This is a genomic window from Streptomyces sp. NPDC050560, assembly GCF_044457285.1.
GTDB lineage: Bacteria > Actinomycetota > Actinomycetes > Streptomycetales > Streptomycetaceae > Streptomyces.
In genome coordinates this window covers 331,038-353,047 of sequence record NZ_JBITGT010000009.1, presented here as the reverse complement: position 1 = coordinate 353,047, position 22,010 = coordinate 331,038, and the positions used below count along the sequence as shown (strand labels likewise).

Sequence of the window (22,010 nt, the reverse complement as noted above, 5' to 3'; positions counted from 1 at the left end):
TCAGGTGCGGGTCCTGGGCCCTGGCTCTGTCCCCGCCGCGGCTCACCGCACGGTGAACAGCGCCCTCCGGGCGGCCTCCGCGTCCGGCTCCGCCCAGCCGGTGACGCGCACCTCGGCGCTCTCGCCCGGCAGCAGGGTGAACAGGCCCCGGTCCGCGACCGCGGCCGGGTCGAGGCGGTCGGCCTGGAGCAGCACGTCACGCAGCAGGGTCCCGGCGGTCACCCGCACCACCGCCCCGTCCGCGCCGTCGCCCGCCACCGTGACCTCGTACTCGGGCTCCGGGTAGGAGAACGCGAGGTCGCGCACCGGGAAGTGCAGCGCGCGCAGCCCGGTCCCGTCGACGGCGTCCGCGACCAGGTACTCGGTGCCCGACGGCTCGGGCACAAGACCCGGCGGCACCGCGACCGTGGCCACCTCCCGTGCGCCCGCCGCGAGTTCACGGCTCTCCTCGGCGATCACGGTGCCGTCGGCGGCCATCCTGCGCAGCCGCACCGTGGGCCGCCAGGCGTCGGCGGCCTGGTTCACCGCGCACAATGCGGGTGCGCCGTCGCGGAGTTGGAGCGTCAGCAGCCGGTCCGCGTAGAGTCTGCGCAGCTCGTACCAGAGCGGCTTGCGACGGCCCTCGCCGTCCACCGCCGCCCAACTCGTCACCGGCCAGCAGTCGTTGATCTGCCAGACGATCGCGCCCGCCGTCCTCGGCCAGTGCGAGCGCCAGTGCTCCACCCCGGTGGAGAACGCCCGGACCTGGTTGACCTGCATGAGATAGTGCCAGGTGTCGAAGTCCTCGGGCACCGCGAAGTGCCGGGCGAGACCGCGCTCCAGCTTGCCGTTGCCGTCGTCGGCCTTCTGGTGGTGCAGCATCCCGGGGGAGTTGGGCTCCAGTTCCTCGCCCGGCAGGGCCCGGCGCATCGTCGCGTACGTGGCCGGTGCCTGCCAGCCGAACTCGGAGACGAAGCGCGGCACGCTGTCGAGGTAGTCGGTGTAGTCGGTCTTGTTCCACACGTCCCACAGGTGGGTGCAGCCGTGGTCGGGGTCCTCGGGGGCGTGCTCCCAAGAGCCGGACCAGGGGCTGCCCGCCCAGTAGGCGCGGGTGGGGTCGGTCTCGGCGACGACACGGGGCAGCAGCGCGAGGTAGTAGCCCTCGCCCCAGGAGTCGCCCTTCAGGGTTTCCTCCCAGTTCCACATGGTGTAGACCCACAGGTTCTCGTTGTTGCCGTTCCACAGCACCAGGCTGGGGTGCGGCATGAGCCTGACCACGTTCTCGCGGGCCTCGGCCTCGATCTCGGAGCGCAGCGGCTGCTCCTCCGGGTAGGTCGCGCAGGCGAAGAGGAAGTCCTGCCAGACCATGATGCCGAGTTCGTCGCAGACGTCGTAGAAGTCGTCCCGCTCGAAGATGCCGCCGCCCCACACCCGCACCATGTCCACCCCGGCCTCGGCGGCCTGGGTGAGGCGTTCGCGGTAGTCGTCGGGGGTGACCCGGGAGGGGAACACGTCGTCGGGAATCCAGTTCACCCCGCGCGCGAAGACCCGTACGCCGTTGACTGCGAAGGTGAAGCGGGTGCCGTGCTCGTCCGCCGTGGTGTCGAGGACGACGGTGCGGAAACCCACCCGGCGCGACCAGGTGTCGAGCGCGGCGCCGTCCGTGTCACGGAGCGTCACCTCGCAGTCGTAGCGGGGCTGTTCGCCGTAGCCGCGGGGCCACCACAGGGCGGCGTCCGGCACCTCGGCGGTCACCGTGGCGCCGTCCCCGTCGAAGGCCACGGCGGCGGTGTGCGTCCCGCCCACCCGCACCTCCGCGGTCAGGGTGCGCCCGGTGCCCGACGCGGTGCGCTCCACGTCGAGCCTGATCTCGACCCGGCCGGTGGCGCCGTCCACCGTGACCAGCGGCCGCACCCTCGACAGCCGCGCCGTGGACCAGTGTTCGAGCCTCGCGGGCTTCCAGATGCCGGCGCTGGGCAGCGAGGGGCCCCAGTCCCAGCCGAAGGCGCAGGCCATCTTCCGTACGAACGCCGAGGGGTGGGGGTATGCCTCCTCGCGGGCGCCCATCCGCCGCCTGGTCTCCTCGGCGGCGGTGTAGGCGGAGGTGAAGCGGACGGAGAGCGGGGTGGGCGCGGTGCCGAGGCGTTCTGTGACGTCGAAGCGGTAACCGCGGTGCATGTTCGCCGTGCGGCCGGCCGGCTCGCCGCCGAGGGTGATCTCGGCGACGGTGTCCAGGCCCTCGAAGACCAGGTCGGTGCGCTCGTGGTGGGTGTCGCGTGCGGCCAGCACGGTGTCGTACGTCCAGTCGGCGCGGCCCACCCACTGGACGTCGTTCTCGTGGGTGCCGAGGAAGGGGTCGGGGATGCGGCCCGCGGCCAGCAGGTCGGTGTGGACGCACCCTGGCACCCGGGCGGGCAGGTGGTCCCCGTCGTGCCGCAGGGTCCAGCCCTCGGTGAGGGTGGTGGTGGTCCGTGCGCGGTCGGTGGTCGTCATGGCGCAAGTGTCCGTCTCTCGCCGGGGCGTGCCCCGGTCGTGGTGCGTGGTCGTGCGGTCGGGTCGAGGCGGGTCGTGTCGGGGGCGGGGGTGGGACGTGGCGGGCCGCCGGGGGCCCGCCGCTCAGTCCTTGTCGGCGAGGAGCTTCCTGCTCTCCTGCGTCATCTGCGCGAACACCCCGTCCCCCTTCTGGTGTGCGAAGTACTGCTGCATCAGCGGCAGCAGCGCGGTCTGGAGCGCGGTGCCGTTGGCGTACGGGGTGTTGGGCAGGAGCTGCTTGTCCTTCTCCTGCTGCTGGAACACCGAGAGGTCGACGCCCTGCTTCTTCATGGCGGCGGCCGAGGTGTCCACGGCGGAGGGGATCGAGGGCAGGAACGTGCCGGTCCGCGACGCCGTCTTCTGGCACCGGGCGGTGCCCATGTACGACACCCACGCCCAGGTCTCGTCGGGGTGGTCGGTGCCGGACCAGATGACATTGCCGTTGGCGTTGCTGACGGTGCCCCGGGTGCCGTCGGGGCCGGCCACCATCGGGGCGGTGCCGATCCTCAGCTTGGGCAGGGTGGCGAGGGTGGCCGCCTCCCAGGAGCCGCCGGAGTAGAGGGCGATCTTGCCGGAGCCGAGGAGCTGGGCGCCGCTCGCCGAGTTGCCCGCGGAGGAGAACTCGTTGGGCCCGGGCGCGTACCCCTTGTCGGTCAGCTCCCGTACGAACGCGAACGTCTCCTTCAGCCGCGGGTCGTCGTAGCGGAAGACGGTCGGGTAGCTGGCGCGGTCGCCGATGCGCCAGCCGAGCGAGGAGGCGAGGGGGCGCCAGGTGGTCAGGCCGTTGAAGTCGTTGCCGACGGTCACCATGCTGTTGATGCCGTAGGTGGCGACGTGTCTTCTGTCGAAGCCGGGCTGGTCGCCGCGGGTGCCGTTCCTGTCCACGGTGAGGTGGGCGACGACCTTCTCGAAGGTGCCGCCGCCGTCCGGGTCCCAGCGCATGGTGTCGACGTCGTGCTCGGTGAGCCCGGCCTGCTTCAGCTTGGCGCTGTTGTAGTAGAGCGCCGTGGAGGCCCAGTCGAGGGGGAGCCCGTACTGCTTGCCGTCGGTGTACTTGTAGTCGTCGACGCCCACGGAGAAGCGGTCCGTGTCGTAGCCGGTCCGCTTCATCAGGTCGTCGAGCGGCATGAGTTGGTTGAGCGACGCGTACTGCTGGATGTACTGGACGCTGTTCATGAAGGCGTCGGGCGCGGTGTCCGCGACGAAGCCGGAGAGCAGCTTGGTGAAGTAGTCGGCCGAGTCGTACTGGCTGATCTGCACGTGGATGTCGGGGTGGGTCTTCTCGAAGGCGTCCGCGCACAGCCGGTAGGCGGCGGCCTGCCGGTCGTCCCAGGTCCACCAGTTCACCGTGGTCCTCCCCGAGGACCCCGTCCCCGCCCCGCATCCGGCGAGCGCCGCGGTGAGGCCGAGGGCGGCGGCGGGGGCGAGGAGGCGCGGCCACCGCCGGGCGCGGTGTGTCCCCATGCTGTTCTCCTTCGTGAGGGCGCGGTCCTGCCGGACCGGCTACTTGATGCCGGTGAAACCGAGGGAGTTGACGATGCGGCGCCCGAACACCATGAAGAGCAGCAGCATCGGCAGGGCCGCGATCATCGTCGCCGCCATCAGGCCCGCCCAGTCGGGCGCGGCCTGCGGCGAGGACTGCTTGAACACACCGAGCGCGAGCGTCAGCGGTCTGGCGTGCTCGTCGTTGGTGACCAGCAGCGGCCAGAAGTAGTCGTTCCAGGTGTTGATGAAGGTGAGGATCGACAGCGTCGCGAGCGGCGCCGACGTCATCGGCAGGGTGATGGTGAAGAAGATCCGCAGCCTGCCCGCGCCGTCCATCAGCGCGGCCTCCTCCACCTCCGTGCTCAGCCCCAGCATGAACTGGCGCAGGAAGAAGACGTTGAACGCGGAGAAGAACGCGCCGGGCAGCAACAGGCCGGTGAACGAGTTCAGTTGGTGGATATCGCGGATGAAGATGAAGTTCGGCAGCAGTACCAGGATCGCGGGCACCATCAGCGCGCCGAGCAGGATGTTGAAGACGGCGTCGCGGCCCCGCCAGTGCAGCCGGGAGAAGGCGTAGGCGGCCATCGCGGAGCAGAACACCACGAGCGCGGTCTGGACCGTCGCGTAGATCACCGAGTTGCGCAGGAACAGCGCGGTGTCGAGGGACGCGCCCGAGCCGCCCTGCGCCTGCGCCTCGGCGGTGGAGGCGAGGCCGAGGGCCCGCTCGAACGCGCCCCAGGTGAAGTCGACGGGCAGCAGCGACATCGGATCGGTGGGCAGTGACACGTTGTCGGACAGCGCGGTGCGCAGAATCCAGTAGAACGGGAACACCGTCACGGCCAGCACCACGACGATGTAGATCCAGGCGGCGGCCCGGCCGGGGGAGAAGCGCCCGCGGGTGCGCACGGCGCCCGCGGCGGCCGGCCGTGCCGGGGAGAGGGTGGTCACGGTACGGCTCCTCAGCTCAGGTCGGACTCGCCCGCGCGGGCCAGCCGCATCTGGGTGAACGTGATCGCGATCAGCAGGACGAAGAGGGCGAGCGACATGGTGGAGGCGTAGCCGAAGTCCAGCTCGCCGAAGCCCTTCTCGTAGATGTACTGCTGGAGGACGTTGGAGGCGTTGGCGGGGCCGCCGCGCGTGGTGACCTGCACGATGTCGAACACCTGGAACGAGCCGATCACCGTCAGGACGACCACCATCACCAGGATCGGCCGCAGCAGCGGCACGGTGAGGCGGCGGAACATCTGCCACTCGCTCGCCCCGTCGAGCCGCCCCGCCTCGTACACCGTGGGCGGGATGGTCTGGAGCCCCGCGAAGATCAGGACCGCGTTGTAGCCCATCGACTTCCACACGCTGACGGCCGCGAGCGACGGGACGGCCAGCTTGCTGTCGCCGAAGAACAGCAGGTGGGAGCCGGTGATGTCGTCGATGAGGCGGCTGACCACACCGAGTTGCGGATCGAGCATCCACTGCCACACCAGCGCGGCGACCACCCCGGAGATCAGGAACGGCAGGATGATCAGGCCCCGTACCACGGTGGAGCGGGTCAGCCGGTGCAGCACCACCGCGGTGACCAGCGACAGCAGCACCCCGACGACCACCGAGAGGCCCACGAAGTACACGGTGACCAGCAGCGAGTGCCAGAACACCGAGTCGCCGAACATCTCGCGGTAGTTCGCGAGCCCCACCCACTTCGGCGGGGTCAGGATGTGGAACGTGGTGAAGCTGTAGTAGACGCCGCGCAGGGTCGGGTACGCGAAGAACACCAGGAACCCGGCGACCGCGGGCGTGATCAGCAGCCAGGCCAGCCTGCCGTCGCCGCGGCGCGCGGCCGCGGTGCCGCGCCGCCCGCCGGGACCGCCGGGGCCCCTGCGGCTGCCGCGCGCGGGGACACCTTCCTTCACCAACTGCGCCATGACGCACTCCTCGGCTCTCGGAATCCGCCGACCGAGCGGAAGCGACCGGGGGCCACCGTGGGCACCGGGGAGCAGTCGGCGCGGCGGCGCCGGTCCATGGCCCGGGATCTTCGACCGGGACGCGAAGATCCACGCGGCGCGAACCAGCCCTGGGGCGCCGTTTCGTCGGCGAGATCACGGCGACCATATGGGCGGTTTCTGGCCAGGGTCAATACACTGAGCCAGGTATTTATTCGTAAATAATGAACTCGTGATGGGGTCTTCGACGTCTCGAAGGGGTGGACAAATGCGGGCGATCATGGTCATGTTCGACACGCTCAACCGGCGGTTCCTGCCGGCGTACGGGGCGCGGGGTGTGCACGCGCCGAACTTCGAGCGGCTTGGCGGTCTGACGGCGGTCTTCGACCGTGCGTACGCGGGCAGCATGCCCTGCATGCCGGCCAGGCGGGAGATGCACACCGGGCGGCACAACTTCCTGCACCGCTCCTGGGGCCCCCTCGAACCCTTCGACGACTCGGTGCCCGAACTGCTCTCCCGCTCCGGCGTCCACACCCATCTGGTCACCGACCACCAGCACTACTGGGAGGACGGCGGCGCCACCTTCCACAACCGCTACGACACCTACGAGTTCTTCCGCGGCCAGGAGGGCGACAAGTGGAAGGGCCACGTCGCCGACCCGGAACTGCCGCCGTCCCTGAGCTGGCGGAACGACCGCTACCGCCGCCAGGACTGGATCAACCGGCAGTACATGGCGACCGAGGACCGCCACTCGCAGACCCTGACCGTCGACGCGGGCCTGGAGTTCGTCGCCACCAACGCGGCCGAGGACCGCTGGTTCCTCCAGATCGAGTGCTTCGACCCGCACGAGCCCTTCTTCACCTACGACGAGCACCGCTCCCACTACGTCCACGAGGTCGTCAAGAACGACGCGGGCGAGGAGCTGACCGCCGACTGGCCCGACTACCGCCGTGTCACCGAGAGCGGCGCGGAGACCGACCGGCTGCGCGCCGAGTACGCCTCCCTGCTGTCGATGTGCGACAAGTCGCTCGGCCGCGTCCTCGACGCGATGGACGAGCACGGGCTGTGGGACGACACCCTGTTGATCGTCTGCACCGACCACGGGCTGCTGCTCGGCGAGCACGGCTGGTGGGGCAAGTCCATCCAGCCCTGGTACGACGAGAACATCCACACCCCGCTGTTCGTCTGGGACCCGCGCAGCGGTGTACGCGGCGAGCGGCGCGCCCGGCTCGTGCAGACCATCGACTTCGGCCCCACCCTGCTCGACTACTTCGGGCTGCCCGTCCCGGACCTGATGCAGGGCCGCCCGCTCGCCCGCACCGTCGCCGACGACACCCCGGTGCGCGAGGCCGGTCTCTTCGGTTCCTTCGGCGGCCATGTCAACGTCACCGACGGCCGGTACGTGTACATGCGCGCCCCGGTGCGCGCCGCCAACGAACCCCTCCACGAGTACACCCTCATGCCCACCCACATGGCGTCCCGCTTCGACCCGGGGGAACTGGCCGACGCCGAACTCGCCGGGCCGCTGCCGTTCACCAAGGGCGCCCCCGTGCTCAGGCTCACCGGGCACGCCTGGGGCAACCCGCACGCCTTCGGCACCATGCTCTTCGACCTGGACAGCGACCCGGGGCAGCGCGCGCCCCTGCTCGACGACACCGTGGAACTGCGCATGACGACCCTGCTCACCGAGCTGATGCGGGCCGCCGACGCCCCCGCCGAGCAGTTCACCAGGCTCGGCCTGCCCGCCACCGGGCCCGTCACCGGCGACCATCTGCTCGCCCGCGAGCAGTACGGACTGGTGCGCGCCGCCACCGAGGACCTGCCGCGCCGTGCGGAGTTCGACCGGGAGGGCCCCTGCGTCACCACGCCCGTGCGCGACCTGCTCGCCGCGCCCGCGACCCGCGCCGCCGTACTGCGCCATCTCCCGATGCTGGCCAACCCCGACTTCGCGGGCCCGCTCTCCGACGCCTCGCCCTGGCGTCTCGCGGCCACCACCCCCGGCATCTCCGTCGGCGCGCTGCGGGAGCTGGACGCGGAGCTGGCCCGGGTCGGTACCTGACCCGTGCCTGCCCATCGCTGTTGCGCGAAACGCGCAACACACCCCCTCGCCATGCCGTACGCCCTACATGACCCCGAGGTGAAGTGCTTGTTTCGAGCATCTTGCGCGAAACGCGCAGCCGGGCCTACGCTCGGCGCGACACCGCCGGAACGGCTCCGTTCCGGAGGCAACCGCGGCACGCCGTCGTGAGGCGGGGCCGCGCGGCGCCGGAGAAAGGCAGGGATCGCAGATGTCCGTCCCCATCAAGCGCACGCTGGAGAAGATCCCCGGCGGGATGATGCTGGTCCCGCTCCTGATCGGCGCCGTGATCAACACCGCGCACAGCGGCACGGGCGAGTTCTTCGGCTCCTTCACCGGCGCCCTGTTCTCCGGCTCCCTCACCATCCTCGCCGTCTTCTACGTGTGCATGGGCGCCACGATCGAACTGCGCACCACCCCCTACATCCTCAAGAAGGGCGGGGTGCTGCTGGTCGTCAAGGCCGTCATCGCGGTCGTCGTCGGCGTCGTCGCGGGACACTTCCTGCACGAGGCGCCCGTGCACGGCGGCGTCTTCGCCGGGCTCTCCACCCTCGCCATGGTCGCCGCGCTCAACGACACCAACGGCGGCCTCTACATGGCGCTGATGGGGCAGTTCGGCAAGCCGAGGGACGCCGCCGCGTACTCCCTGATGTCCCTGGAGTCGGGGCCGTTCCTCACCATGCTGACGCTGGGCGTCGCGGGCCTGTCCGCGTTCCCCTGGCAGACCATGCTCGGTGCGATCCTGCCGCTGATCGTCGGCATGGTCATCGGCAACCTTGACCCGGAGATGCGCAGGTTCCTCGGCGCCGCGGTCCCGGTGTGCATCCCCTTCTTCGCCTTCGCGCTCGGCTCCGGCATCGACCTGGCCTCGGTGTGGACCGCGGGCCTGCTCGGCCTCGGCCTCGGGGTGTTCGTGCTCGTCGTCAGCGGCGGCTCCCTCTTCGTCACCGACAAGCTCATCGGCGGCAACGGCCTCGCCGGGCTCGCCGCCGCGAGCACCGCGGGCAACGCCGCCGCGGTGCCCGCACTGGTGGCGGCGGCCAACCCCGCGTACCAGGAGGCGGCCGACCGCGCCACCGTGCTCGTCGCGGCCTCGGTGGTGGTGACCTCCCTGCTCACCCCGGTCATCACCGCCGCCTACCACCGCAGGCTGCTCCGTACGGACCCGGAGTCGGTCCGGGGCACCGGCACCCCCGCCACACCACCCGACACCCCCGGGACACCCGACGCGCCCGCCGCACCGGACACCCCCGGCGTCGGCACCCGGGAGGACACCGCCGCCGGGCCCGCCGCCCTCGCCCCCGAGGGGAACACCCACCGGTGACCGCGCAGCCCGCCCCGCGCACGGCGCCCGCGGCACCACCCGCCGCGCCCGCGGCGCCCGCCGTGCTGGTCGTCGCCGACGACCTCTCGGGCGCCGCCGACAGCGCCGTCGCCTTCGCCGACCGCGCCGACACCGTCGTCCTGCTGGACGCCACCGCGCCCCTGCCCCCGGCCGCCGCCGTCTCCGTCGACACCGACAGCCGTTACGCCGACCCGGACACCGCCGCAGCGCGCGCCGCCGCCGCGGTCCGCAGGGCGGGCCAGGGCACCCTCGTCTACAAGAAGATCGACTCCACCCTCCGCGGCAACATCGGGCCCGAACTCCGCGGCGCCCTCACCGCCCTCGGCACGGTGCGCGGCGCCCGCCACCTGGCCGTCGTCGCGCCCGCCTTCCCCGCCACCGGGCGCACCGTCGAGGGCGGCGTGGTCCTCGTCGCGGGCGAGCCCGTGACGGCGCTCCACCCGGGCCGCACCCCGCTCGTCGACCACCTGCGCGCCGCCGGGCTCACCGTCCGCCTGCTCGGCCTGCGCGAACTGCGCACCGGCGACCCCGCCCGCGCCCTCGCCGACGCGGTGGGCCGGGTGGACGCCGTGGTGGTGGACGCGACCACCGACGACGACCTCGCCCGCACCATGGCCGCCACCACGGGGCTGCCCGTACTGCCCACGGGCTCCGCGGGACTCGCCCACCACCTCAGGCTGCCCGCGGGCACACCCCCGCGCACCGCGCGCCACCCGTCCGACGCGCCCGACGCCGTGCGGGGCCCGGTGCTCGCCGTCGTCGGCAGCCGCAGCGCCGGGGCCGCCGCCCAGTGCCGGGCGCTCGCCGAGGGGCTGCCCGCCGTCCCGCTCCCCGTCACCAGCGTCCCCGCGGACACCGCCCGCGCCGCGCGCGAACTGCGCAGCGCGCTGCGCGCCGGGCGGCACACCCTGCTCCTGCCCGACCCCGCGCTCCCCGTCGAACCCGCCAGGGCCCAGGAGATCGCCGCCGCGCTCGCCGCGACGGCCGCGGGCGGCGCCGACGCCGCCGGGGCGCTGCTCGCCACCGGCGGCGAGACCGCCCGCGCCACCCTGCTCGCGATCGGCGCACGCGTCCTCACCGTCGAGGGCGAGAGCGAACCCGGCGTCGTACGGGCCCGCACCGCCGACGGCCTGACGGTCGTCACCAAGGCCGGGGCCTTCGGCGACGCGGGCACCCTGCTGCGCGCCGCCCGCTCCCTCGCCGCACCTGGCGCCACCGGGGCCCGCACGGCCACGGCGCCCGCGCCGCACCGGATCTCCGGGCCCCCCGGGGCCCTCGCACCGCACCACGTCCGGAAGGATGACAGCATGTCAAAGCCTGTAATCGCCCTCACCATGGGCGACGCCGCCGGGGTCGGGCCCGAGGTGATCGTCAAGGCGCTGGCGGGCGCCGCCGCCGGTCTGCCCTTCCTGCCGTTCGTGGTCGGGGACGCGGCGCGGCTGCGCCGCGCCATCGAGATCACCGGTGTCGCACTGGCCGTCCACCCGGTGGCCTCCGTCGCGGACGCCGCCTGGCAGCCCGGCACCGTCGACTGCCTCGACCTCGCCGACATCCCCGCCGACCTCCCCTTCGGGGAGCTGTCACCGGTGGCGGGCGAGGGCGCCTACCGGTATGTCGAGGCCGCCACCAGACTGGCGTCCGACCGCGAGGTCGACGCCATCTGCACCGCGCCCCTCAACAAGGAGGCGCTGCACGCGGCCGGCCACCAGTACCCCGGCCACACCGAACTGCTCGCCGAACTCACCGGGACCCCCGAGGTCTCCATGCTGCTGTCGGCGCCCAAGCTGCGCGTCATCCACGTCACCACGCACATCGGCCTGGTCGACGCGGTCGCGCGGATCGATCCTGGGCTCGTCGAGCGGACCATCCGCCGCGGCCACGCCACCCTCGTCGCCGCCGGGGTCGCCGAGCCCCGGATCGCGGTGTGCGGCATCAACCCGCACGCCGGGGAGAACGGCCTCTTCGGCCACGGCGAGGAGGAGTCCAAGGTGGTGCCGGGCATCGAGGCGGTGCGCGCCGACGGCATCGACGCGCGCGGCCCGCTGCCCGCGGACACCGTCTTCTTCCGCGCCGTACGCGGCGACTTCGACCTGGTGGTCGCCATGTACCACGACCAGGGCCACGGCCCGGTGAAGGTGCTCGGCCTCGACGCCGGGGTCAACATCACCGTCGGCCTGCCCGTGATCCGCACCAGCGTGGACCACGGCACCGCCTTCGACATCGCGGGCACCGGCAGGGCCGACGAGGCCAGCATGGTCGAGGCGCTGCGCCAGGCCGTCGAACTCGCGCCCCGGCGCGAGGGCGCGGGTTCCGGGGGCGGTCAGGGGTGAGCGGGGCCGAGCGGCGCGCCGAGATCCGTGACCTGCTCCAGGTCAGACCGCTGTCGGTGGCGGAGCTTGCCGAGCGCTACGACGTGTCCGAGTCCACCATCCGCCGCGATCTGACCCGTCTTTCGGGGGCCGGTGAGATCGTCCGCACCTACGGGGGCGCGCTCTCCCCTGCGGGCCCTGACGAGCAGCCCCTGCGGGAGCGCGAACAGCTCGCCCGCGCCCAGAAGGCGGCCATCGCGGTGGCCGCCGAGTCCCATGTGGCCGACTGCCGCCTTGTCCTGCTCGACGCCGGTACCACGGTGGGCGCCCTCGCGGCGCGGCTCGCCTCCCGCGGCGGCCTCACCGTGGCCACCCCGGGGCTCACGTCCATCGACATACTGGCAGGGGTGCCGGGCATCGAGCTGATCGTGCTCGGCGGCACCGTCCACCAGCTCAGCCTCGGCATGGTGGGCCCGCTCGCCGAGGCCGCCGTGGCGCGCCTCACCGCCGACGCCGTCTTCCTCGGCGCGGACGGCGTGGTCGCGGGGCAGGGGATCTGCGAGGCCCGCCAGGAGCAGGTCGCGCTGAAGCAGCTCATGATCAACCGCTCCCGGGACGTCTACGTACTGGCGGACTCGGGCAAGCTGGGCCGCGCCGAGTCCCACTGGTGGGCCGCCTTCGACCGCTCCTGGACCCTCATCACCGACACCGGCGCCACCGGGGCCCAGCTCGCCCCGTTCACCGACGACCCGCTGTGCACCGTGGAACTCGCCGCGCCGGGCGCCTGACACCCCGCGCCGGGGGAGTCGCACACCACCCGCGCGTGACGCCCGGCGCCTCCCCGCCCGCGCAAGCGGCGCGCAAGCCGTACGCGGTCGGATGGCGGCAGGCGCGTGAGGAGGCAAGGCGATGGCAGTGGCGCGGGTCGGCCCCGTCAGGCTGGCGTACGACGACATGGGGCCGAGGACCGGTACCCCGCTGGTGTTCGTCCACGGCTGGACGGCGGACCGGCACAGGTGGGACCGGCAGGCCGACCGCTTCGCCCGCAGACGCCGGGTGATCAGGCTCGACCTGCGCGGCCACGGGGAGAGCGGCCCGGGCCCCGGCTACCGCATCCGCGACCTGGCAGGGGACGTGCTCGGGCTGCTCGACGGGCTCGGCGTGGAGCGGTGCGTGCCGGTCGGCCACTCCATGGGCGCGATGGTCACCCAACTCCTCGCGCTCGAACACCCCGGCAGGGTGGAGCGCATGGTGCTCGTCTCCGCCACCGGGCGCTTGGTGTCCGACACCGCGCGCGGCCTCGGCATGAGCGCCGCCCGGCTGCTCCCGCACGGTGTGTTCGTCGGACTGCACCTGCGCCGCGCCTTCGGACCCGGCTTCCCCCGCGCCCGGGTGCGGTCGTACGCCGCCGCCTCCGCGGCGACCCCCAGGGACACGGTCATGGCCTGCTACGACGCCATGCGCGCCTTCGACATCCTCGACCGGGCCGGCGAGATCCGCGTCCCCACCCTGATGCTGCACGGCCGCCATGACATCCAACTGCCCGCCGCCCAGATGCTCGGGCTCGCGGCCCGCTACCAGGACGCCCTGGTACGCATCGTCGACGCGGGGCACGAACTGCCCGTCGAGGCCCCGGACGCGGTCACCGTCGCCATCGGGGACTTCCTCACCCGTGACCGGCAGCGCCCCGCCCCGGGGGCGGGCCGGACGCCCGCGCTCTACTGACGCGCCCCGGCGGGGGAGCGGCCGCCCCGGCGGGAGGGATTGCCGACCACCGGGCGGCAGGGGTGTGGATCACACCGGACCGTCTCCGTACCCGGCGCCCCGCTGGGACACAATTCCCCCATGACGGAATCCTCGCCCCCACGGGCCGCGGCCGACCGCACCACCGCCTGCACGGCCGGCACCCGCACCCCCTGGCGGAGCTTCCTGCGCACCGAGACCGGCAGCGCCGCCGTGCTGCTCGCGGCCGTACTCGCCGCGCTGGTGTGGGCCAACATCGGCGGGTACGAGCGGTTCTGGCACACCGAGTTCGCGCTGCGGATCGGCTCCCACGGCGTCACCCTCGGCCTGCGGGAGTGGATCAACAGCGGTCTGATGGCGCTGTTCTTCTTCGTCGTCGGGCTTGAGGCGCGCCGCGAGTTCGACATGGGCGAGCTGCGCGAACGGCCCCGTATCGCCCTGTCGGCCGCCGCGGCGCTCGCCGGGATGGCGGTGCCCGTGGGCATCTACCTCGCGTTCAACGCGGGCGGCGCGGGCGCGGCCGGCTGGGGCGCCGCCATGTCCACCGACACCGCCTTCGCACTCGGCACCCTGGCGCTGCTCGGCCGGCGGCTGCCCACGGGCCTGCGCACCTTCGTGCTGTCCATCGCCGTCGTCGACGACCTGATCGCGCTCATCGTGATCGCCGTCGCCTACAGCGAGGACGTCCACGTCCGCGCGCTGATCGTGGCCGTGGGGCTCTTCGTCGTCATCCTGCTGATCCGCGCCACCGGCACCGAGCGCGGCGCGGTCTACGCGCTGCCCGCGGTCGCCGCCTGGTTCGCGCTGCTGGAGTCCGGCATCGACCCCGTCGTCATCGGGCTCGCGGTGGGCCTCATCACCCTCGCCTACCCCGCCGCCCGCAGCGACCTGGAGCGCGCCAGCGGCCTCTTCCGCCGGTTCCGCGAACAGCCGACGCCCGACCTGGAACGCTCGGCACGGCTCGGCCTCGCCGCCGCGATCTCCCCCAACGAGCGGCTACAGCGCCTCTACCACCCCTGGAGCAGCTACGTCATCGTGCCGCTCTTCGCGCTCGCCAACGCCGGCATCACGGTCTCGGGCGACTCCCTGTCCGACGCCCTCACCTCGCCCGTCACGCTGGGCATCCTGCTCGGGTTCGTCCTCGGCAAGCCCATCGGGATCACCGCCGCCTCCTGGCTCGCGGTGCGGATCGGCGGCGGGCGGCTGCGTCCCCCGGTGGGCTGGGGCGCCATCGGCGCGGGCGGGTCCATCGCCGGGGTCGGCTTCACGGTGTCGCTGCTGATCGCCACCCTCGCCTTCGACGGGAAGCGGCTCGACCAGGCCAAGATCGGCACCATCGGCGCCCTCGTCTGCTCCTCCGCGCTGACCTGGCTGATCACCGCCGCGCTCAACGCGCTGCCCCGCAAGCGGCGCGCCAGGGCGCTGCTCGGCACCGCGCAGACCCTCATCGACCTCGCGGTGCCCGTCGACCCCGAGCGCGACAAGATCCGCGGCCCGCTCGACGCGCCCGTCACCGTCGTCGAGTACGCCGACTTCGAGTGCCCCTACTGCGGCCTCGCGGAGCCGGTGATCAGGGAACTGCTCGCCGACTTCGGCGACGTCCGCTACGTGTGGCGCCACCTCCCGCTCACCGACGTCCACCCCTACGCCCAGCTCGCCGCCGAGGCGTCGGAGGCCGCCGCGGAGCAGGGCGCGTTCTGGGAGATGCACGACCTGCTCCTCGACCACCAGGACGACCTGCGCCCCGCCGACCTGGTGCGGTACGCGGAGCGCATCGGGCTCGACACCGAGAGGTTCCGCGCCCATCTGCGGGCCCGCGGCGGGGCCGACCGTATCGGGCAGGACGTGGACTCGGCGGACCTCAGCGGGGTCTCGGGCACCCCGACGTTCTTCATCAACGGCCGCCGCCACAGCGGCGCCTACGACATCGAGCACCTGTCGGCTGCGGCCCGCGCCGCCCGGGTGCGCGCGGGCCTCGTCCCTGACGGCGCGTCAGGATGAGCCGGCCCTGACGGCGCGTCAGGGCGCGGGCGGCGCGGGCAGCGCCACCTCGTCCCGCGCGCCGTCAGGCCAGTCCACCGCGGCTTTCAACGCTCCGCCCCCGCCCGCGAGTTGCGACACCCCGGGGAGCAGGCCGCGGTGCGGGGTACCGGCGAGCCGCACCACGGCCGCGTACACCACCCCGTACCCGACGGGGCCGCGGGTGGCGACCCAGGGGATGACGGCCGCGCCGCCCAGCGCGCTCGCACCGTCCGCCACCGAGGTGCCCGCCTCGTCGAAACCCCACACCGCGAGCACCCCACTGCGCAGTCCCCCGCCCACGACCGCGGCGGCCACACCGTCCGTGCCCACGCCGTGCGTACCCGTGCCGTCCCCGTCTCCGCCGTCTTCGCCGTCCGTGCCGGTGCCGTCCCGGTCGGGCCGCGCGTCCGGCAGTGCCCAGCCGCCGAGCGCGAGCCGCCAGGGCCCCGGGTCCCGCTCCTCCCGGTACGCACCGTCCCGCACGGCACGCCCGGGACCCGGGTCCACCCGGACGAGCCGCACCTCGACCGCGCCCCGCAGCACCGACGCCACCGTGATCCAGGGGCCGGTGCGGTAGCGGGTGGCGGGGCCGCCGAAGCAGTCCCAGCGCGCGTCGTCCGGCCAGTGCGCGCGGCTGCGCGAGACACCCACCCGCCCCTGTACCGCGATCCGCTCCAGCGGGCGGCGGTGGCTCGCCGCGCCCGCGGCGTCCAGCAGCACCACCGCCGAGTCGAGCGGCCCGCCCGCCGGGTCCGCCGGGGTCGCGGGCGCGGTGTGCGTGGAGTACGCGAGGCGTGCGTACAGCGGGTCGTCGGAGTGCTGCCGTGCCGGTTCCGCGTGGTCGCTGCCGTGGTTGACGACCCGTACGACACCGTCGTCGTGGGTGCCCGACACCAGCCAGCCGGGCGCTTCGAGCACCCGCGCGGTGTCGCCCCCCTCCACCGGGAGGGGCACCTCGGCGTCGTGCCACACCGGGTGTCCGGGCGGCAGCAGCAGCCCCGCGAAACCCTTGCTCGCCCAGTACGGGGACGCGGGCCCCGAGTAGCCCTGGAGCACCGGGCGGTAGGGCCGGTGCCAGCCCAGTGTCAGCAGCCCGCGCCCGTCGCGGTCCCCCGCGGCGGTGAAGTGCCCGAGCACCAGCCGGGCCAGCCGTCTGGTCTGGCCGGGTGGCAGCGGGGTGGCGTCGAAGAGCGCGCCCGTCCACACCGGCGCGAGCGCCGCGTACCGGTACGTCACCGAGCGGCCCTGGAGGAGCGGGGAGCCGTTGCCGCCGACGAGGTGGCGGTAGTCGTCGAGGAAGCGCCGCAGCCGCCCGCGGTAGCGCTCAAGCAGCCCGGCCGGGGCGTCGGCACCCAGGACGCGGCAGAACCACAGCGGGTAGAGGTGCATGGCCCAGCCGTTGTAGTGGTCGAAGTTGCGGTGCGCGCCGCCGCTGAGGCCGTCCGAGTACCAGCCGTCGCGGGCGTACCAGGCGTCGGTCAGCTCGACGGTGCGGTCCAGGTCGGCGGGGAGCCAGGTGCCGCCGACGGTGCGGGCGAACGCCTCGGTGACGGCCTGGAACCAGATCCAGTTGTTGCCGGGCATCGCGGTGCCCGCCATCGCGCCCAGCCAGTCGAGGAGTTGGGCGCGGGTGCGCTCCGGCAGCCGGTCCCAGATCCAGGGCCTCGTCTCGTGCAGCGCGAGCGCGATCGACGCGGCCTCCACCTTGGCCTGGTGGGACTCGGCGAAGGTGGGCCAGCGCTCCTCGCTCGCGGGGTCGACGCCCGCCTCGATCCCCGCCGCGTACCACTCCGCATGGCCGTGCGGGTCGTCGCCGCGCGCGCCCGCGAGCCGGAACGCGGCCAGGAGGAAGGTGCGTGCGAAGCCTTCGAGGCCGTCGCTCCAGGCGCCGTTGTGGCTCGCCACCCCCGGTAGCCCGACCAGCGCGTGGCGCGGTGAGGCGTGTGCGCGCACCGGCAGCAGCAGCCGGTCGGCGGCCTCCTCCCACTCGGCGCGGGTACGGGGGCCGCTCTCATGTCCGGCGCCCGCCGAGGGGCCCGGCCCCACCGGGTCGGGACGACAGAAAACGTTCACGGGTACTCCGGATTCGACGGCGGCTTCGGGCAGTTCATCTTGCAGTAAGCGTTATCTTCTCGACAAGAGGTGTCCGGTGGACGGCCGCGGGGACGGCTGAGCGAAACCCACCGCGAGGCCCCACGTGCTGCCACGGGACACATCCGTGAACCACGACCGGTATGAAGCACGACTCAAGGTCAAACACCCCCTGGAGAGCCACCATTACAGCCGTTCCATCGATTACCGCTTTCACATATGTGGACCGGAGGGGTGCTGATTCTCCGTCGTGAGTATTGACCCGGAAAGCGCGCCCCGAGCACACTGAGTCCCACCCCCCTCACCGGGCGTACGGCATCTCCACGCATCCGACGGGCGGCGACGCCGCCCCGACATGCGCGTTCTCAGCGCGCGGCCGCTCCTGCCCCTTCCGCATTCCCCGCGCGCAGTTCCCACCGCACCGCAGTGCGGCACGGCCACCCACCATGACCGCGCGTGCCCCGCTGCCCCGCAACGAGACGAGGAGCAGCTATGACCGGATTCAGCCGTCGCGACTTCATCAGAGCCACCGGGGTGGGGACGGCCGCCCTCGCCCTGCCCCTGGCGGGCGCGCCCGGCCGCGCGAGCGCCGCCCCCGCGTCACCGCTCGCCCTGCACGCGACCGTGCAGACGTCGGGCGCCTGGCAGGTGACCGCGAGCGTGCTGGGCTGGACCTTCGGCGGCTCGGTCGGCGCGGCCACCGACATCGCCACCCGGTCCGGCACGGACGCCCTCGGCCCGTACTCCGACGTCACATTCGCCTTCAAGTCCGGTGCGCGGAAGGGCGGCATCCGCGTCTACGACAGCGCGTCGGCCGTCGTCTTCACCGACACCTACGTCAAGGCCGCGCCCAACGCCTCGCCCTTCCCGACCCTCACCGCCCACCCCGGGCTCCCGCACCGGCTCAGCCACAGCGGCTGCTTCGGAAGAGCCCAGTTCAACACCTTCGCGAACGCCTCGGACAGCCCCTGGGCGAGCTTCGACGACGCGGGCAACACCTTCATCGTCTCGGCCGCCGACCACTTCCAGGAGGCCAGTACCACCGAGGGCGCGGACGGCTCGATCGCGGCCGGTGTGCTCGGCTCGATCGCCACCCTGCCGGCCGGTTACACCCGCCGCACGATCCTGACGACCAGGGACGGCGTCGGCTCCGCCTACCGCGCGTGGGGCACCGCGCTGACCACGCTCGCAGGCAAGACCAGGCCCGCCAACGACACCGGGGTGATCCTCAGCACCCTCGGCTACTGGACCGACAACGGCGCCGACTACTACTACGCCTACGACGAGTCGAAGGGGTACACCGGCACCCTGCTCGCCGTCCGCGACGAGTGGGCGGCGCAGCAGATCACGATGGGGTACATGCAGCTCGACAGTTGGTGGTATCCCAAGGGCCCCCGCGCCGAGTGGGACGACCTGCCGGACGGCACCTACCTCTACGAGGCGGACAAGGAGCTGTTCCCGAACGGCCTTGCCGCGTTCCAGCAGCAGTTGGGGATGCCGCTGGTCACCCACGCCCGCTGGATGGACGAGTCGAGCCCGTACCACGGCACGTACGACTTCTCCGGCAACGTCATCACCTCCGCCGCGTTCTGGCGGGAGACCATGGACCACCTGCGCGACAGCGGCGTCGCCGTCTACGAGCAGGACTGGCTGTGCAGCCACGCCCAGCCCGCCGAGAACCTCACCGACGCGGACGCGTTCTTCGACAACATGGCCGCCAGTTCCAGGGCCGACGGCATCGACCTCCAGTACTGCATGGCGCTGCCGCGCGACTACCTCCAGAGCACCCGCTATCCCCACCTGACGACCATCAGGGTCAGCGACGACCGCTTCGACCGGCCGAAGTGGGACGACTTCCTCTACGACTCCCAGTTCGCGGGCGCGCTCGGGGTGTGGCCGTGGGCCGACGTCTTCCTCAGCGACGAGATCAACAACCTGCTGCTCGCCAACCTGTCGGCGGGCCCCGTCGGCGTCGGGGACGCGCTCGGCAAGGTGAACGCCAAGAACCTCGCCCAAGTGGCGCGGCCCGACGGCGTCATCGTCAAACCTGACGTGCCGATCGTGCCCACCGACGCCACCTACGTCGCCGACGCGGCCGGGAGGACACCGGCGATGGTCGCCACCACCCGCGCGGCACACCCCGGCCTCACCTACCGCTACGTCTTCGCCTACGCCCGCCGCACCCCCGCGCCGGGCGAGGTCCACCAGGCCGAGGACGCGACGCTCTCGGGCCCGGTGGTCGGCTCCGACCAGTCCGGATACGGCGGCAGCGGCTACGCGGACTTCCAGAACGACTCGGGCGACTACGTCGAGTGGACGCTGCGGGCACCGGCGGCGGGCACCTACACGCTCCAGTTCCGCTACGCCAACGCCTCCTTCACCGACCGGCCGCTCGCGGTCACGGTCAACGGCGGCGCCGCCCGCACCCTGGCGTTCCCCTCGACCGGCTGGTGGACGTCCTGGACGGTCACCGGCATGAAGGTCACCCTCGCACAGGGCGCGAACACCGTACGCGCCACCGCCACCGGCTCGGGCGGCCCCAACGTCGACTGGCTCGGCGTCACCCGGGGCACCGCGCCCACGGGACCCTCCCAGACCGCCACGTTCACGCTCGCGGAACTGGGCCTGACGGGACCCGCCTACGCCTACGACTACTACGCGGGCACCGGCCGTCTTGTCGCCGCGGGCGGCAGCGTGCGCGCCACCGTCACCGACGGCACCTACTGGGTCGTCGCCCCGGTGGGCCCGTCCGGTATCGCCTTCCTCGGCGACGCGGGGAAGTTCGTCGCGCACGGGAGCCGGCGGCTGGCGCACCTGGCCGACGACGGGTCCGTGCACGCCACCGTCGCCTTCGCCGACGGCGAGGGCCCCGTGACCCTGCACGGCCACGCGCCCAGGAGACCCGCCGTCAGCGCCGCCACCGGGAGCGCGGGCACCGTCGCCTACGACACGTCGACCAAGCTGTTCACCTGCACCGTCACCGCGGGCCCCGGCGGCCGGGCGGAAGTGACCCTCACCCCCTGACGACCGCGCCCCGCCCGCCACGTGCGACGGGCGGGGCGCGGTGGCGGCGGGTGCCTCAGACGGCGGCGCCCGCGGTCTGCGGCTCCGTCCCGTCCGGCCTCCCGGGACCCGCCGCCCCGCCCTCCGCCTCCTCCACACCGAGCGACTCCGCGTCGGACACACCGCGCCTGCGGTCGAGGCGGTCCCACAGGGTGAGCAGCGGGCTCGCCATCACCGTGGTCACCAGCGCCACCAGCACCAGCACCGTGAACATCGCGGGGGTGGTGATGCCCGCGGACAGGCCGACGTTGATGGCGATGAGCTGCATCAGGCCGCGCGCGTTCATCAGCGTGCCCACCCGCAGCGCCACACCGGGGCTCTCCCCGGCGACACGCGCCGCGCCCCAGCAGCCGCCGAACTTGCCGACGATGGCGAGGACCACACAGCACGCCGCGAAGAGCAGCACCCCGGGGTCGGACAGCAGCCCGATGTCGGTGTTGAGCCCCGAGTACGTGAAGAACAGCGGCAGGAACACGATGCGGCTGATCGGCGCGATGGACTCGACGGCACGCGCCACCGGCGGCGTACGGGGGAAGACCACACCGAGGCTGAAGGCGCCGAACACCGCGTACAGGCCGATGCGGTCGGTGTACCAGGCGGCGAGGAACAGCACGACGACCACGCCGAGCAGGACGGCGTCAGGACGCGCCCTCTCGGCGAGCCGTTCCGCGTGCCGACGTATCCGGGTCAGCATGACCAGCAACACGACGAGCCCGACGGAGCCCAGCAGCGCCAGCAGGAAGGTGCTCAGGCTCGCGCCCGCGATACTGAGCACGGCGGCGAGCAGCACCCAGGCGACCGCGTCGTCGAGCGCCCCCGCCGCCAGCGACAGGGAGCCGAAGCGGGTGCCGGTCAGGCCGCGCTCCGTGATGATGCGGGCCAGCATGGGGAACGCGGTGATGGCGAGGGTCACCCCGACGAACAGCGCGGACACCGTCAGCGAGACCCCCTCGGGGAACATGTTGTCGCTGTTCCTCAGCAGGCAGGTCAGGCCCACCCCCAGCGCGAGCGGGGCCAGGCTGCCGACGGCTGACACGGTCAGCGCGGGCCGCAGCACGCGTTTGATCCGGCCGGTGTGGAACTCGTACCCGGCCAGGAACATGAAGATGACCAGGCCGACCTGGCCGACGACATAGAGGATGGGCCGCAGTTCCTCGGGGAACAGCCATTTTTCGACGCCGGGCGCGGCGAGACCGAGGACCGAGGGGCCGAGGACGACCCCGGCGACCATCTCGCCGACCACGGGCGGCTGTCCCGCGAACCGCAGGAGCCTGCCCACGAGTTGGCAGACGAGGAGGATGACGACGACGGAGAGGAAGAAGGCGGGGCCGAGTTCGGTGGCGGACATGGGGGTGACCTACCGCTCTGCGAGGAGTCCTGGGAGCCCGGCGGCCGGGGCGGGGCCGCCGGATATGGGCGCGGGGTGTGCG

General features: G+C 73.0%; 13 protein-coding genes. 7 read left to right on the top strand and 6 right to left on the bottom strand.

From position 1 onward, the window contains the following. Window positions 1-42: 42 nt before the first annotated feature. The 4 genes from ACIBIW_RS22835 to ACIBIW_RS22820 all read right to left on the bottom strand — a co-directional run bounded on the left by ACIBIW_RS22835 (window position 43) and on the right by ACIBIW_RS22820 (window position 5,912). Complete coding sequence (locus ACIBIW_RS22835) at window positions 43-2,472, bottom strand: glycosyl hydrolase 2 galactose-binding domain-containing protein (RefSeq protein ID WP_399338808.1); 2,430 nt, start codon at window positions 2,470-2,472, stop codon at window positions 43-45. 123 nt (window positions 2,473-2,595) lie between these two features. Beyond that, on the bottom strand, window positions 2,596-3,975 hold the full coding sequence (locus ACIBIW_RS22830) for an ABC transporter substrate-binding protein (RefSeq protein ID WP_399338807.1): 1,380 nt from the start codon (window positions 3,973-3,975) through the stop codon (window positions 2,596-2,598). A gap of 39 nt (window positions 3,976-4,014) precedes the next feature. Next, window positions 4,015-4,944 (bottom strand): carbohydrate ABC transporter permease, encoded by a 930-nt coding sequence (locus tag ACIBIW_RS22825; RefSeq protein WP_399338806.1) that lies wholly within the window; start codon window positions 4,942-4,944, stop codon window positions 4,015-4,017. An 11-nt stretch (window positions 4,945-4,955) separates the two neighbouring features. Then, entirely contained in the window at window positions 4,956-5,912 is a 957-nt protein-coding gene (locus tag ACIBIW_RS22820) for a carbohydrate ABC transporter permease (RefSeq protein ID WP_399338805.1), read from the bottom strand. A 286-nt stretch (window positions 5,913-6,198) separates the two neighbouring features. Here ACIBIW_RS22820 and ACIBIW_RS22815 point away from each other — a divergent pair, with 286 nt between their 5' ends. The 6 genes from ACIBIW_RS22815 to nhaA all read left to right on the top strand — a co-directional run bounded on the left by ACIBIW_RS22815 (window position 6,199) and on the right by nhaA (window position 15,405). After that, a complete protein-coding gene (locus ACIBIW_RS22815; RefSeq protein ID WP_399338804.1) occupies window positions 6,199-7,989 on the top strand; it encodes a sulfatase in 1,791 nt (596 codons plus the stop codon). 229 nt (window positions 7,990-8,218) lie between these two features. Then, window positions 8,219-9,331, top strand: coding sequence for a 2-keto-3-deoxygluconate permease (locus tag ACIBIW_RS22810; protein ID WP_399338803.1), 1,113 nt, complete (start codon window positions 8,219-8,221; stop codon window positions 9,329-9,331). Further along, window positions 9,328-11,682 carry a 4-hydroxythreonine-4-phosphate dehydrogenase PdxA gene (gene pdxA, locus ACIBIW_RS22805; RefSeq protein ID WP_399338801.1) on the top strand — a complete coding sequence of 785 codons (2,355 nt, stop codon included), beginning with the start codon at window positions 9,328-9,330 and terminating at the stop codon, window positions 11,680-11,682. Before ACIBIW_RS22810 ends, pdxA begins: the two co-directional genes overlap by 4 nt. After that, complete coding sequence (locus ACIBIW_RS22800; RefSeq protein WP_399338800.1) at window positions 11,679-12,449, top strand: DeoR/GlpR family DNA-binding transcription regulator; 771 nt, start codon at window positions 11,679-11,681, stop codon at window positions 12,447-12,449. Before pdxA ends, ACIBIW_RS22800 begins: the two co-directional genes overlap by 4 nt. A 121-nt stretch (window positions 12,450-12,570) precedes the next feature. Beyond that, a complete protein-coding gene (locus ACIBIW_RS22795) occupies window positions 12,571-13,386 on the top strand; it encodes an alpha/beta fold hydrolase (RefSeq protein ID WP_399338799.1) in 816 nt (271 codons plus the stop codon). 120 nt (window positions 13,387-13,506) lie between these two features. Further along, window positions 13,507-15,405, top strand: coding sequence for a Na+/H+ antiporter NhaA (nhaA, locus tag ACIBIW_RS22790; RefSeq protein ID WP_399338798.1), 1,899 nt, complete (start codon window positions 13,507-13,509; stop codon window positions 15,403-15,405). 18 nt (window positions 15,406-15,423) lie between these two features. Here nhaA and ACIBIW_RS22785 read toward each other — a convergent pair whose 3' ends face one another. Further along, complete coding sequence (locus ACIBIW_RS22785; RefSeq protein WP_399338797.1) at window positions 15,424-17,499, bottom strand: DUF2264 domain-containing protein; 2,076 nt, start codon at window positions 17,497-17,499, stop codon at window positions 15,424-15,426. Window positions 17,500-18,009: 510 nt separating this feature from the next. Between ACIBIW_RS22785 and ACIBIW_RS22780 the strand changes: the two genes are divergently transcribed. Then, window positions 18,010-20,541 (top strand): carbohydrate-binding protein, encoded by a 2,532-nt coding sequence (locus ACIBIW_RS22780; RefSeq protein ID WP_399338796.1) that lies wholly within the window; start codon window positions 18,010-18,012, stop codon window positions 20,539-20,541. Window positions 20,542-20,596: 55 nt separating this feature from the next. Here the strand turns inward: ACIBIW_RS22780 and ACIBIW_RS22775 are convergent, their stop codons facing one another. Next, window positions 20,597-21,928, bottom strand: coding sequence for a cation:proton antiporter (locus ACIBIW_RS22775; protein ID WP_399338795.1), 1,332 nt, complete (start codon window positions 21,926-21,928; stop codon window positions 20,597-20,599). Window positions 21,929-22,010 lie beyond the last annotated feature (82 nt).

Coding starts and splice junctions, on each gene's coding strand:
- ACIBIW_RS22835 (WP_399338808.1), bottom strand. CDS start 2,472: ATGACGACCACCGACCGCGCACGGACCACCACCACCCTCACCGAGGGC.
- ACIBIW_RS22830 (WP_399338807.1), bottom strand. CDS start 3,975: ATGGGGACACACCGCGCCCGGCGGTGGCCGCGCCTCCTCGCCCCCGCC.
- ACIBIW_RS22820 (WP_399338805.1), bottom strand. CDS start 5,912: ATGGCGCAGTTGGTGAAGGAAGGTGTCCCCGCGCGCGGCAGCCGCAGG.
- ACIBIW_RS22815 (WP_399338804.1), top strand. CDS start 6,199: ATGCGGGCGATCATGGTCATGTTCGACACGCTCAACCGGCGGTTCCTG.
- ACIBIW_RS22810 (WP_399338803.1), top strand. CDS start 8,219: ATGTCCGTCCCCATCAAGCGCACGCTGGAGAAGATCCCCGGCGGGATG.
- ACIBIW_RS22795 (WP_399338799.1), top strand. CDS start 12,571: ATGGCAGTGGCGCGGGTCGGCCCCGTCAGGCTGGCGTACGACGACATG.
- nhaA (WP_399338798.1), top strand. CDS start 13,507: ATGACGGAATCCTCGCCCCCACGGGCCGCGGCCGACCGCACCACCGCC.
- ACIBIW_RS22780 (WP_399338796.1), top strand. CDS start 18,010: ATGACCGGATTCAGCCGTCGCGACTTCATCAGAGCCACCGGGGTGGGG.
- ACIBIW_RS22775 (WP_399338795.1), bottom strand. CDS start 21,928: ATGTCCGCCACCGAACTCGGCCCCGCCTTCTTCCTCTCCGTCGTCGTC.